The organism is Chitinophaga parva, assembly GCF_003071345.1.
GTDB classification, from domain to species: Bacteria; Bacteroidota; Bacteroidia; order Chitinophagales; family Chitinophagaceae; genus Chitinophaga; species Chitinophaga parva.
Map to the genome: position 1 here is coordinate 720,479 of NZ_QCYK01000002.1, position 13,621 is coordinate 734,099.

Genomic DNA, 13,621 nt, shown 5'->3' on the forward strand with positions numbered 1-13,621 from the left:
TATTTTCAGCTAGTTATGAATATTTAAAATTGTTCATAACCACCTTATTAGGGTTGTTGCGTCTATGCAGCAGCCCTTTTTTCGTTTGTAGACCTGGAAAGTGCCCATCTATATGCGTCTTTCAATTGGGGAGGACGTAGTTCAGTTATCAACTGGCATTTATATCTCGGCGGTCAACTGGCAGGCAAATCGGCAGGAAATAGGGCAAAAAGGACCCTGAATATGAAGTTGGCAATCTAAAAACTTCATGAATACAGTACTGCCTTTAATACTACCGTAAAGGACTGTTTAGAAAAGGGAATCGAGTTTTCCGCAGAAATGTCGAAAAATAGGATGCTAGGCAATGATGTGGAGTTTAAAAACCTAATGGGGATGATAAAAGAACACAATACCCTGATGCATGATTTGATTGGAAAGGACTATGCCTTGGCTACCTATAAGCGTTTTTTGACCTTAGAAAACTTAGTTAAGGAGTTTCTTCAAGTAAAGCTCTCACAAAATGACTTCTTAATTTACAACCTATCAAACAAATTTTTGATAGATTTTGAACACCATCTTAAAACTTATCGCAAGTGCAACCACAACAGCGCTGCCAAGTATGTGAAAAATTTAAAAAGGATTATCAATTCTGCGATCAGTAACCAATGGATAGAGGATAATCCATTCATGGGGCATAAAATAACCATAAAGGCTACACAGACAATTTTCTTAACTGAAAATGAATTGGCAAAAATTGAAAATAAAGTTTTTGACAACGAAAGGTTAGATGCTGTGAAAAATGTCTTCTTATTCCAGTGTTATACAGGTCTGGCCTATGTTGATAACGGCTATACGCAGATGATTTAACAGAATTACTAAAGCATACTTTAACAAAACATACGCCCCTTACCCAGAAACCCGCAAGAACAAAAGCTGGATTGCAATTACCATAGTTGCCGCTATTATTGGCATTGGTGTTTTCGGCTATCTTAAAATGAACGATAAAAGAACCCCAGGAAGCAATCTATTTTCTTCGGATGTAGTGAAAAACGGTCTTTGGGACTTACAGAGGAGTCGCAGTTTTACACAAAATTCGGCCCCAGGCTCTGGGCGGCCAACAAGCCGGCAGCATAAAGCATCGGGAAGTGGGCAGGGGGATATCCTGCACTGATGGTAGGGGTGGGCCAGCGTTGGCCGCCACGTATTTATATGCCGTCAGTATTGGCCTTGGTCGCCAGTGGCCGGAGTGAGGTGAAAACTATTCCTCACTTCAAACCACTTTCTTATGAAAAAGCATCTCATCCAGGATTACTGTTTTGCAAACGATCAGCTGACCCATTTTATAGGTGGCGCGGACCTTTACCGGCATAACTATGGCCTGGAATACACGGAAGGTATAAAGGCCGCTCGGAAACTGTTTAATTGTTTTTAGCTGATTGACAACATCGTCCTATTTCCGAAGAACAAAAGGCAATCTTTCCAATTATAGCTGTAGAGATAGGAAATTTAAAGAGAACATACCATCACGGGTGTGCACCGTGCCTTCTAGGCGACAACGATATCATTAAGGATAGTTATTAACTTAAATAGTCATTTCGCGAAGAGCATCATTAAATCGGTGTGTCATGTTAGCCAATCCTGGAATTAACAATTTTGCGCAAACGTTTGACTGATGCAGGTGATGTGTCTAACCGCTACTTTTATTTGGTTACGTGCTGATCCAGATAGCACAACTTCCCCCGTTTGGAATATCCCAAAAACTAACTTTGATGAAGCTTGTTCATTCGTTAAAGCATTTGCTTGACCCATTGAAGAATTGTGAAACAATTGTTGTTCACGTTTGCGAGGCACTGAAGGTCCCATTTACCTTAAATTTTGTGAGAAAGGTACTGAATGAACATCCTTATTCCGACAGCATGCTGGCTGTTAGCGAGGTGTTAAATGCATTGGGCATCGCCACCACAGGGTTGGTGGTAAAGCAGGAGCAGCTGGGACAGCTACCGGCACCTTTTATCATGTTGCAACGCGTGGAGAATAGAGATTTATTTGTGCTGGTCATCGCAAATGATAAGGGCAAGGTAAGTTACATACATCCAACTACGCATCGGAAGCGCACCGTACCCGCAAGCGTTTTTTGGGTGGGAACGAACGGTGCTACGCTACTAATAGAAACTGCAGATAAACCGCAGGCAGTTGCAGCCGCCACCTCGCACATCCCGCTGCCGGGGCGTAGTTTGGCGCTATTCCTTGGGATGGGGTTGTTGTCAACTGCCCTATTGGTAGATGTTTTTGTGATGTACCGGGGAGGACGCCACAATCTTGCATTTGGAATATATGTGGTGTTGTATGCTATGGGCGCTTTTATTTGTTCCTTGCTGCTACTGCATCAAATAGATGGGGATAACCCTACGCTGGAACAACTGTGCGCATACGGTACAAAGATGAACTGTGCATCAGTACTACATTAAGCAGGTGCAACAGTTTTCGGGATACATTGGAGCGTGATTGGCGCGGCTTACTACTGGGGAGGCCTCGTTACGTTATTGATATATGGTTCAGCTGCTGAGACGCAGCTTTCGATGCTGGGTTGCTCCAATGCCTGCGCTCTGTTGTATGTTTTTTATTCGCTATATTACCAGGGACGCGTGATAAAGCAATGGTGTGTATTGTGTCTTTCCGTTCAGTTGATCATGGTATTGCTTTTTATAAACGCGCTAATTGGTGGATGGCTTGATATCAGTTGGATATTCGCTTTTGATGCCGGGTGGTTGGTGCGGCTATTTGCGCCATTCCTTTTGTTCTTTGTCAGCATCAGCATTTTCGTCTCATTTTCGAAGCAGGTAAGCGCGCTGCAGGACTATAAGTTGCGTTACAAAGCGTTTAAATATAATACTGCCGTTTTTAATGTATTACTATCTGCCGGCAAGCCGGTGATAGCCGGTGTGGGAAATTTGGGTGTCCGGCTGGGCAGTGCAACGGCTAAGCATACTTTGTTGAAAGTGTGTAATCCTTATTGTGATCCCTGTGCAAAGGTGCATCCCCAGGTTGAAACGCTGTTGGCAGAATGTCCAGATATCGCGTTACAGGTAATATTTACTGCCAGTGGCGAGTTGGAAGATCCTAAAACCACGCCGGTGGCACATTTCCTGGCTTTGCAAGCAGATTACAAAAGCGCTACGGTACAGGATGCACTACATACCTGGTACCAAAATCCCCGCAAAGCGTATAAAGATTTTGCCTCCAGGTTTCCGCTACAGAGCGATCCTGCGCTACAGCATGAAAATATCAGGAAAATGAATGCGTGGTGCAAGTCAATGAAGATAACTCATACCCCTACTTTCTTTTTAAATGGTCACCAACTTCCGGAGACATACGTTCTCGCCGACCTGAAGTACCTGCTCGAATAACGAGTCTTTTTCACCCAAAATTTCATACAATGAGAAAATTGAATCTAAATTTCGATGATTTTCAGGCCTTATCCAAAGAGTAGTTGCGTAGAATTGTAGCTGGGGCCGCCACTGGTACGGGTTGCCCTGCAGATGCCATAGGCGTATTGTGCACTTATAAGTACACTTCATCGTCTCCAATGTCCATTACCACCAAGACAGGCAATGGTGTTGGCCAGTGTGGGAATGATGACTTAGGTAACTGTAATTGCCTTGGATCGATACCAATTGGAGCGGTCATTACATCGCATTCTGACTGTACGTCGGTGATAATCTCGCCGCAATAATCAGCAGGTCCGAATTTCCAATTTAAACCCGCGCCACTAGCTATGTATAAAATCGTATTTATTTTACTGTTTTTGTCCAGTTGTGATGTTTGCTTTGCCACATATGCAAAAGGCGAGTCTGTAGATACGTTGCCCCAACCTGCCCAACCATTGGAAGCCATACATTTTCACTTTGATAGGGCAGTCTATGCCCCAGGTGAAATGATGTGGTTTAAAGTGTACCTACGGCAACAGGGACGGTCTCGCATCCTGAGCAGAAACCTATACGTAGAAATGGTAGATGACAGTGGCGCGGTTATAAAGCATTTGATATTGCCGATATCAGAAAGTGGCATAACGGCCGGCCATTTCAGCATCCCGGCTGCTTATCGGTATGGAGGGCTGCATGTTATTGCTTATACCAAACGGTTGCTGCATCAGGACGTAGCCTCAAGTTATCAGCATAGCGTCCCTATTTTGCAGGAGGATGTTCCGGCACAACGTTCGGTTTTGACCGGCCCGGCCCGGATTGATTTTTTCCCGGAAGGAGGAGAGATGATTAACGGGGTGCCAGCTACGGTTGCTTTTATAGCGACCGGTAAGGGCGGCATACCGCTTGCTGGCAGCGGCTACATCCGCAATGATAGTGGTGATCAGGTGGCGCGTTTTGAAACGCAGCATCAAGGAATGGGTGATTTTATGTTTACACCTCACGAGGGCGCTTCTTATACGGCTGTCTGGCATACGCCTAATGGATCGGAGCTAGTAACAGCCTTACCAGCAATTCAGTCAATCGGCATCGGGCTACATGTTTTCGATAGTGCAAATGGCAAAGCTTTTACGATTACACCTTCCTTAAGTATTCCATCGGATTTGCAGGTTGTACATGTGATAGCAACCTTTCAGGGCGGTGTCATATATAAGGCCACAGCAAGTATGAGCGGCGGAAGTGCCATTACCGGGCTTATTCCAACGGAAGACCTTAGAAGTGGAGGAATGGTAATCACCGTTTATTCTGCCAGTTGGCAGCCATTGGCTGAACGATTAAGTTTTATCGATCACATGGCGGCAGACACCTTTGCTATTCAGTTAGCGATGGAGCAAACTAATTATTTAAAACGGGGAATGAACGAGATGTTACTGACACTTCCGGACAGCAATGTCGCCAACTTGTCCGTTGCGATTACAGACGGGACCTTGGGGCAGGACAGCGCCCGCGCTTGCAGTATTTTTTCAGACCTTTTGCTGGCAGGAGAGCTCAGGGGAACAGTATATAATGCGGCATCCTATTTCCAGGGTGATTCAGCGGTATCCGCGGCCCGGCTGGATCTGGTAATGCTTACCCACGGATGGCGAAGGTACAAACATCCGGCGGGGCATGCAGATCCGGGAAATAACATTGACAGCACCTACTTGACGTTGTCTGGCAGCTTGCAACAACTGCGTGCAAGCCACATAAAGGGCCTGAAAAGCATTTTCTTTGTATTAAAGCACATCGATGGGGTTACCCAATCTATGCTTGTACCATTGGATGAACAAGGACACTTTAATCTACCCCAGGTATTTCTGTTTGACAGCACGAAATTATATTATAAAATACCCGGCAATAAACAGAGCCAGTCCAATACAGCATTGGTCTTGGCACAACCGGAAGATGCCCGGATGAAGGCCAGCGATATCGGGGAATTATTGCAAAGCCATTTTCCTTTTTCGGCCGATATTAACGGTCAGCTGGCAGCAGATTATCAACTGTTCAAGACTAGCGGCATGGCCTCCGGTCATTTGTTAACGGGCATTACCGTGAAGACGCACAAGAAAACGAAACTGGAGCAAATGGATGACTTTTATGTCAAGAACCAGCTTTTTAAAGGTAGCGGCGCCATGAATGTCTATGCGCTGGATGTAAGCCACGACAAGTCCGCCATTGGTTATCTGAATATTTTCAGCTATCTGCAGGCCCATATTCCCGGCCTGGTTGCAGATGGCGGTGGTGTCTACTTTGCCCGCGACCGCTCTACGGTTATCAACTACGCCACCTTGTTCGTGGATGAAATGCCTGGCGCGGACGCTGAAGGAGTCCCTATGATGGATATTGCCTATATTAAAGCCTTTCCAGCTCCGTTTGTTGGCGCTCCGTTGAACGGGTCGGCCATTGTAATATACACCAAGAAAGGCAGTGAGCTGGAAGAACAAGCTACTGACAGCCTCCCTTTTTTGACAGTTCATGGTTATGACAATCTCAAGGAATTCTATGCACCGGATTATACACAATCAGATACGTTGACTAAGGATCCCGATACCAGGCTTACGCTTTATTGGGCGCCCGTGGTGCTGACGAATGCCCGTCAGAAAACTATCCGGATTAAATTCTTTAACAACGACTTTACACATGTTTTCCGGATCGTAGTGGAAGGTATGGATGTAAACGGAAAACTGGGCCGGGTAGAGCGCATGATTTCTCCCGTCAAATAGCCAAATGTTGGAACGCATGTATGATAACGTCATCTTACAGTATTAGATATGCCGCCCTTCCATACCGGTAGACGGGGAAATCTCATAAGTAAAATGAAGGCTCTGAGAATCGCCTGTATGAAAATTTTCTCCATCAGGTACCTGAAATAAAAAAGGGCTGTCTCGAAGTCTGAGACAGCCCCGAACCAGGCAAATTGGTTGAATCCTGGCGAGCTTATTGGATAACACGATACCTATAATTCTTTTATCCTGATATTTTTATAATAGGCTTTGTTTCCATGATCCTGCAGGGCAATAAAGCCTTTTTTAGCTACACCATAATCAGGGTAACCTTTCCATTTCCCGTTTGATTTTTTATCGTTCCAATCCTTATCCCATGCAGTAAAAGCAACAATTTTTTCTCCGTTCAGCCAATGTTCTACACGCCCATGGTCAAAAACAATTTTACTTGAATTCCATTCACCTACAGGTTTTAATTTTTTATTTGCTCCTGCAAGGTGCATAGCGTAATCGGCACCGGTCTTTTGCCACTCTTCTAACTTTTCAGGAAAATTAACATCATCGATTATTTGGTATTCAGGGCCGGTTTCGTAAGGGGCATGGTACTTTTTATTCTCCACCACATGGTACATTACGCCACTGTTACTTCCCTTATCTACCTTCCAATCCCATTCTAAAATAAAATTGTCGTACTGACCATCTGTTACCAAGTCGCCACCTGACGCGTCCGGTGCAGCGCCAAGGCAGACAAGCGCCCCATCAATTATTTTCCAGTTTTTTACCGGGTCACCACCCTTGTTATAACCATGCCAGCCCTGTAGCGTTTTGCCATCAAAAAGCGTAATCCATTTCCCCTTCCCGCTTTTTTGGGCAAATGAACAGGAAAGGGAGAAACAAAATGCAAGCGTTGCAAGCGTTAAGATTGATTTTTTCATTTTAGTTTTTTGAAGTGCTTTTTAGTTTATTTTGAGACATCTATCCTTTCGAACTAAACTTTTTTCATTGCTTCCGGGTTCCAGGAAATAGCCGTTTTTTGATGATAGCTATCATTACAAAGCAGTGCGGGAGCAGCTGCCCGGTAACCGAATACGGCGTCTTCGACTACTTCCCCATTATTTCGGATAGCGGAAAAGAAATTGAACATATGGTCATACGGGCCGCCCTTGTAACCTTCTTCCGCCTTGTAAGTAATCGAATTAGGCGGCAGTATTTTTTTTCTTGCATCACCCTGTTTTCCTTTTGTTTTTAAGAATGGATCTTCTTCATGAGCACTGTTTCTTTTTAATACTACATCGTCCCAGGTTATATCCATGGAGCCTTCACTGCCAACCATCTTTAAATAAGTGGTACCGCTTGTGCCATCTACAAAGTTGCAACGCAATGACAAGTTGAAAGCGGGGTGTACCGGCGTTTTAGGATAATCGAAAGAGCCAAGCAATACATCGGGAACTTCACGGCCATCATTCCAAAAACGTAGGCCGCCAGTTGAGTAAATGCGTTCCGGCCCAAGCGAACTTGTAATAAAATGCAGGCTGGAGAAAAGATGTACAAACAAATCTCCCGCCATGCCTGTTCCATAATCGGTATAATTGCGCCAGCGGAAGAAACGATTTTTATCAAAAGGCCTTTTTACAGTATTGCTGATATACGTTTCCCAACTAACGGTTTGTTCAGACGCATCATCCGGGATAGGGTACTGCCAAACAGAAACAGGATCGCGCCTTGCCCAGAAACCCTCTGCATAATTGAGCTCGCCAATAGCGCCCTCCTTGAGCAATTGTTTGGCTTTTTCATTGCCTAGCGATGATACGCCCTGGCTGCCTACCTGGAATATTTTTCCTGAACTTTTTTGGGCTGCAATAACAGCAGGACCTTCATCTACGGAATGAACCATGGGCTTTTCACAATAAACATGCTTGCCCGCGCCAAGCGCATCGATTGAAATTTGTTTATGCCAGTGATCGGGAGTAGCTATAATCACTGCATCAATATCCTTACGGTCAAGAATGTCTTTATAATGTTTTGTTGTAAAGATATCGTTCCCCCATTTTTTCTTTGCCGCTTCGAGCCTGCCTGTGTACAAATCACATACAGCCACCAGCTTTACCCCTGGCACCTGCAACGCAGTATCGGTATCACTTGAACCCATTCCACCTGCGCCGATTAAAGCAATTTGCAGATTGTCGCCGGAAGAGATACGTTGTTGTTTGCCCAACCGGATAATGTAGCTGTCGCTATTGCTGCGGGCAAAGGCTTCCGCATATTTTCCGGCGATTAAAGCACCTGAAGAAAGCCCGAGTTTTTTTAAAAATTCTCTACGGGCGGAGTAGTCCTTATTCATTTTTTTGATTTTTTTATATATAAAATCGTTTGAAAATATTAATGAATTGTCGGGTCAAAAGTTCCGTCCCAGTCTTTGTTTTGCTCCAGCTTGGTTTCTGCTCCAAGTACATTCTGTGGAATAGGTGATAACTAAAATGTTTTAGATACATCGGCAGTTTTAGTATTTTTTATAATAACTAAATAAACATAGTTAATTTTTTAATAAAAATCATAAATCAATTAAAAAATGCTTCAATTAACCAACTTCTATAAAATTTTAATGTAACTTTGATTTTGTTTAATTATTTATTTTTATAAGTTTATCGCTGCAAGTGGCACTATGCCATTGAACTAAACCGGAATCCTTCATGCCCAAACAAAGTCCGTACAACAAACCGCCCCTGGAGAACTTGAAAAGAGAAGGGAAAAATGGATTGAATAAAATCCAGATTTTAAAATATTTGTTCGAATCGGAAAAGGCCTCTACGCCCAATATTTGTAAAGAAGTGGGCTTAAGCGCTCCCACTGTATTGAAACTATTAGCTGAGCTATCCAATGCCGGATGGATCGAAAAAAAAGGTGTAGGAGATTCATTTGGCGGCCGCAGACCAGATTTGGTTGGCCTGGTGCCAAAATCATTCTTCGTGCTATGCATAGACATTGAATTGTTTATGACGCATATCGCCGTCTTTGATAATACATTGACATTGCAGGGAAATAAGGTTTCCATACCCTATATACTTCCCGAGAACAGGGAAAATTTGGAAAATATTCTGAAACAGGCCCAAAAACTAATTGCTTCAACCGGCATTCCCAAAAACAAATTGGTGCATGTGTGTATAAGCATGCCTGGCCTGGTTAATTCAGCAACCGGTGAAAACCTTAGTCACCTGGTTGGCAATAACGACCAGGAAGCTTTGGCAGATTATTGCAAATCTTTTTTTGGTGTACCGGTAAGTATAGAAAATGATGTAAAGACTGCCGCACTCAGTGAATTAAGATGCGGCAAAGCAAAAGGGAAGAAAAATGTGCTGGTACTTTTAATGGATTGGGGTGTAGGCCTTGGAATTATAATGGATGGCAAGGTAAGGAAAGGAACGTCGGGCTTCTCAGGAGAAATAGGGCATATACCCTTTGCCGATAATGGAGACCTATGTTATTGCGGCAAGCATGGATGCCTTGAAACAGTTGCGTCCGGAATTGCTTTGGCAAAGATGGCAAAGGTTGGCATTGAATCGGGACAGCATTCTATTTTAAGTGAATTGAGCAACAAAGAGATTGATAAAATAGAACCAAGACTAATTGTTGAAGCGGCAAACAAGGGAGATCTGTATGCCATCAGGCTCTTATCCAATATAGGTTCCAGTATGGGTAAAGGCATTTCTACGCTAATTCAAATTTTCAACCCCGAGTTGGTTATTTTGGAAGGAAGAATTGCTGCAGCTAAGCAATATATTACCATACCCATGTTGCAGGCAATTAATACGTATTGCATGACCCAGATACGTGAAAAAGCACAGATTGTTTCTTCCGAGTTGGGTGAATCTGCCAATCTGCTTGGTTGTGCAATAGAAAGCATTGACCAGTTTTTTGAAACATTACTGAAGGAGTAAAACAGCCCGGCTGTATGTACCAGTCAGGTAGCCTGTTTACTTTTCAGGCGTGCCGCCGCTTTCATATCCTGGAAAGCCCAGTTAGCCATTGCATCAATAATGGGCCGCAGCCGCTTGCCTGGTACGGACAAACGATAGGTTACAAACGGCGGAGCCACAGGTTTCGATTTTTGGTGAGGCTTTGCCGCTAAGCACAGTTTACTCTTTTTCGCTTCTTTCAATATTTAGCTGCTGGTTGTACAATACACCGGAAATGGGCAGCTCCAGTTGTATTTTTCCCAACCTGTCGCCTATATGCAGGGTAATCATGTTTTCATCCCTGATGTTAGCGGCCCTGGAAACCAAAACGGTCTCGCGTTCCGTACCACTGGCCAGAACAGGAAAGGAAGTAATATAGCAGGGATATAAATTATAGGATTTGCTCTCATAAGGATCCTATTTTACCAATATGGGCCCTGTCAGGTAATCCTCGTTGGGATGTTGGTTCACCAGCAACAGACGCATGAAACAATTGACCCCGCTGAAATTGATACTCTCCAGTACGAAGAAAACATGGTTCTGTGTTTGCTACGCTTCTGCTACCACACCCTCCGGAGAACCTCCGCTCACCTGGAAGGAACACTGGTTTGCCAGAAACACGACGCTTCTCTTAATTACTATTTTAAAATCTTCAACCAGTTGAACTTTTTTCCGGCGCCCGCCGGCGACCTTTGCTGCATGGAAAACATAGAAAATGTGGAGGAATGATTGGCTTTTTTAATCATCATAAAACAACACCATGAAATTACCTGAATTTGAAGAAGTGCAAGGTCCTGTACTCATGCTCAACATGCTGAAATTTAAAGACCGGAAGTATTACTTTGAAACATATCTTCCGGCCTTTCGGAAGGCTACTGAAAAATTAGGCATTAATGATGTGAAAATCAGGTTGGCATGCAACGTAGCAGCCAGCATACTCGCGCCGGAAAGCGAAGCCTGGGATGCAATTTTACTGGTAGAATACCCCAGCGCCAGCGCATTTAAAACAATTGCAGAAAGCGATGTCTATCGCGACATTGCCGATCCGTACCGCCTGGCAGCAACAGACACCCTGCATTTGTATATGACCACGCCGTTTGAGCTATAAATGCTTATCTTGGCCTATGCACCGGTTAATTCTGTCAAATTTTGGTATGCACATAGCACTTTCTCCTGGTGAACAGGAGAAAGTGCTTGCGTTATTGCAGCAGAAAATGGTGTCCAAACGTACCTTCCTGCTGCAACCCGGGGGCATTGACCGGCATATTTATTTTGTAAACCGGGGCTGCCTGCGCATGTTTTATACTGACAAGGAAGGCATGGAGCACAACATCTGTTTTTATCCCGAAAACTGGTGGGCCTGTGATATCGTGAGCTTCTTTAAGGAAAAGCCGGCAGTTAACGCCATACAGGCACTGGAAGACAGCGAGGTATACTATATGTCATTATCGCAGCTGGAAGAGCTGTTTTTTGAGGTGCCAAAATTTGAACGCTTCTTCCGTATCCTCTCACAAAATGGCTTTGACCTGTACCAGCAGCGCATCACATCCAACCTATCCCAAACGGCGGAGGAACGCTACCTCGGATTCCGGAAACTTTACCCGGGGCTGGAAAGCCGCATTGCACAAAAACACATTGCTACTTACCTGGGCATCACGCCGGCTTTTCTTAGCATGATGCGAAAAGAAAAGCGGTTGTGACTTTTGAAGTGCCCCCAAAAAGTTAGACACTTTTGGGGGCACTTCAAAAAGGACGGCTTTTTTTATTCAAATAGCAATCGACTATCACTTGTAATTTCAATAATGTACCGGCTATATTTTACAAACCGGCTAGTTCATTGCTATAAATTATTAGAAGCCATACATACCACCAGACACGGAAATCTGCTCGCCGGTGATCCAGCCTGCATCATCAGAAGCCAGAAATACCGCAGCTTTGGCAATATCTTCAGGCCGGCCTCTGCGCCCAAGCGGCGTGTTGGCGATGAACATTTTTTCATAGTCGCTGCCTTCAGTGACCCCTGCACTACGGGCGCCCTCCGTATCAGTAGCACCCGGCAATATGGAATTGATACGAATGTTCCTGCCACCGAGTTCCTTTGATAAAGCGATCGTGAAGGCGTCTAATGCCGCTTTAGTTGATGAGTACAATGAGGCGCCTGGAAGAGGATATTTGCTTGCACCCGAGCTGATATTGATAATGTTGCCGCCTTTATCCCCAAACAATTTCAATGCTGCTTGTATAGTGAGTATAGGACCTAGCACATTAACGCTGTAACTCTGGTAAAAGGCGTCTGCTGATATTTGTTCTATAGGGGCGTATCCCTGTGCAACCGCGTTATTAACCAGGATATCCAGGGTGCCGAAGGCTTTTTTTGTTTCTTCAGCCAGCCTGATCACATCAGCTTCTTTTGATACATCGGCTTGTACTGAGATGGCTGTACCACCATTATCGGTGATGGCTTTTACGACCTTATCTGCATCCTCTTTACTGGAAGCATAATTAACAACAATCTTTGCACCTGCGGCAGCAAAGTGTTTGGCAATGGCTGCGCCGATTCCTTTTGATGCACCTGTTATTATGGCTACTTTATTTTCTAACTTACTCATCTTGAAAATTAATTTAATTATAAAATGGTATCACTGCAAACCCGTGCGGTGGTTGCGGCAATTACTTAGCCAGATAGGTCATGCCCCCATCAGCAAGGAGTTCCGCACCGAGCATGAATGAAGCGTCATCGGATGCCAGGAACACCGCTATTTTACCAATGTCAGACGGTTGCCCGATCCTGCCTATCGGCATTACACCTGCATAGTGTTTTTTTACAGCTTCAATTTGTTCTGCGGGAACAAACTTGTCAAATGCCGGCGTATCTGTTGTACCGGGTGTGATCACATTTGCTCTGATCTTTCTATCTAAAAGATCGTTTGAGAATGCTTTTGCCAAATAGATCACCGCCGCTTTTGCAGCACCATACAGCCCGAATGAGGTGTAAGCGCGATGCGCTGCGTTTGATCCGATAAGAATTATAGAACCACCATCATTCATATAAGGCAAGGCTTTCTGAACAGTGAAGTATACACTTTTCAGGTTCAGGTCCATCGTTTTGTCATAGTCAGCTTCGCTGATATCTGCCACTGTTCCTATAGTTCCACCACCCGCGTTGGCTACGATCACATCTATTTTACCGAATTTTGCAGCTGTTTCCTTAAACATGCTATCCAGCCCGGTGGTGCTGGTTACATCCGCATTGATGGCTATAAATTCAGCCCCAAGTCGAGCAGCAGCTCCGGCTAAGGTTTCCGGGTTTCTGCCCACAATAACTCCTTTAGCCCCTTCATTTTTAAATTCCTGGGCAATGCCAAATCCTATACCACTGTTACCACCGGTAATAACTGCTACTTTGTTTTTTAATTTATCCATAGTTCTAATGTTTGTGCAGCAAAGGTAGATTCCGCAGGTTATTTTTAGTAACTTTGTGCCGAAAAGTAATAGTATAACAGGT

At 44.3% G+C, this 13,621-nt stretch carries 13 protein-coding genes and 1 pseudogene; 9 read left to right on the top strand and 5 right to left on the bottom strand.

Annotated features, from left to right (window positions below; all coding sequences use genetic code 11):
• Positions 1–372 precede the first annotated feature (372 nt).
• The 6 genes and pseudogenes from DCC81_RS13435 (at position 373) to DCC81_RS13450 (ending at position 6,163) form a co-directional block, all read left to right on the top strand.
• Positions 373–846, top strand: a complete 474-nt coding sequence (locus DCC81_RS13435) for a site-specific integrase (RefSeq protein ID WP_133177657.1) — start codon at positions 373–375, stop codon at positions 844–846.
• Between the two features lie 418 nt (positions 847–1,264).
• Positions 1,265–1,411: a hypothetical protein gene (locus DCC81_RS25565; protein ID WP_165806568.1), complete on the top strand. Its 147-nt coding sequence runs from the start codon at positions 1,265–1,267 to the stop codon at positions 1,409–1,411.
• A 337-nt stretch (positions 1,412–1,748) separates the two neighbouring features.
• On the top strand, positions 1,749–2,447 hold the full coding sequence (locus tag DCC81_RS13440; protein WP_133177658.1) for a hypothetical protein: 699 nt from the start codon (positions 1,749–1,751) through the stop codon (positions 2,445–2,447).
• An 18-nt stretch (positions 2,448–2,465) separates the two neighbouring features.
• Positions 2,466–2,678, top strand: a pseudogene (locus tag DCC81_RS26065) (vitamin K epoxide reductase family protein); the annotation flags it as partial.
• The gene (locus DCC81_RS13445; protein ID WP_394337122.1) at positions 2,670–3,386 is read left to right on the top strand and encodes a DsbA family protein; all 717 of its coding nucleotides are present in this window, start codon (positions 2,670–2,672) and stop codon (positions 3,384–3,386) included. The pseudogene DCC81_RS26065 and the gene DCC81_RS13445, both read left to right, overlap by 9 nt.
• A gap of 368 nt (positions 3,387–3,754) precedes the next feature.
• Positions 3,755–6,163, top strand: a complete 2,409-nt coding sequence (locus tag DCC81_RS13450; protein ID WP_108687143.1) for an MG2 domain-containing protein — start codon at positions 3,755–3,757, stop codon at positions 6,161–6,163.
• Positions 6,164–6,396: 233 nt separating this feature from the next.
• Here the strand turns inward: DCC81_RS13450 and DCC81_RS13455 are convergent, their stop codons facing one another.
• The gene (locus DCC81_RS13455) at positions 6,397–7,098 is read right to left on the bottom strand and encodes a 3-keto-disaccharide hydrolase (protein WP_108687144.1); all 702 of its coding nucleotides are present in this window, start codon (positions 7,096–7,098) and stop codon (positions 6,397–6,399) included.
• A 53-nt stretch (positions 7,099–7,151) separates the two neighbouring features.
• Positions 7,152–8,504: a Gfo/Idh/MocA family protein gene (locus DCC81_RS13460; protein ID WP_108687145.1), complete on the bottom strand. Its 1,353-nt coding sequence runs from the start codon at positions 8,502–8,504 to the stop codon at positions 7,152–7,154.
• A gap of 349 nt (positions 8,505–8,853) precedes the next feature.
• Here DCC81_RS13460 and DCC81_RS13465 point away from each other — a divergent pair, with 349 nt between their 5' ends.
• Entirely contained in the window at positions 8,854–10,098 is a 1,245-nt protein-coding gene (locus DCC81_RS13465) for an ROK family transcriptional regulator (protein ID WP_108687146.1), read from the top strand.
• A 23-nt stretch (positions 10,099–10,121) separates the two neighbouring features.
• Here DCC81_RS13465 and DCC81_RS26070 read toward each other — a convergent pair whose 3' ends face one another.
• Positions 10,122–10,319 carry a winged helix-turn-helix transcriptional regulator gene (locus DCC81_RS26070; protein ID WP_205686328.1) on the bottom strand — a complete coding sequence of 66 codons (198 nt, stop codon included), beginning with the start codon at positions 10,317–10,319 and terminating at the stop codon, positions 10,122–10,124.
• A gap of 557 nt (positions 10,320–10,876) precedes the next feature.
• On the opposite strand from DCC81_RS26070, the gene DCC81_RS13480 reads away from it, so the two are divergent.
• Together DCC81_RS13480 and DCC81_RS13485 are read left to right on the top strand one after the other, a co-directional pair.
• Positions 10,877–11,224 (top strand): hypothetical protein, encoded by a 348-nt coding sequence (locus tag DCC81_RS13480; RefSeq protein WP_108687149.1) that lies wholly within the window; start codon positions 10,877–10,879, stop codon positions 11,222–11,224.
• Between the two features lie 46 nt (positions 11,225–11,270).
• On the top strand, positions 11,271–11,816 hold the full coding sequence (locus DCC81_RS13485) for a Crp/Fnr family transcriptional regulator (protein WP_240612983.1): 546 nt from the start codon (positions 11,271–11,273) through the stop codon (positions 11,814–11,816).
• 150 nt (positions 11,817–11,966) lie between these two features.
• Here the strand turns inward: DCC81_RS13485 and DCC81_RS13490 are convergent, their stop codons facing one another.
• Together DCC81_RS13490 and DCC81_RS13495 are read right to left on the bottom strand one after the other, a co-directional pair.
• Entirely contained in the window at positions 11,967–12,725 is a 759-nt protein-coding gene (locus tag DCC81_RS13490) for an SDR family NAD(P)-dependent oxidoreductase (protein WP_108687151.1), read from the bottom strand.
• A gap of 61 nt (positions 12,726–12,786) precedes the next feature.
• Positions 12,787–13,539, bottom strand: coding sequence for an SDR family NAD(P)-dependent oxidoreductase (locus DCC81_RS13495; protein ID WP_108687152.1), 753 nt, complete (start codon positions 13,537–13,539; stop codon positions 12,787–12,789).
• Positions 13,540–13,621: the final 82 nt, after the last annotated feature.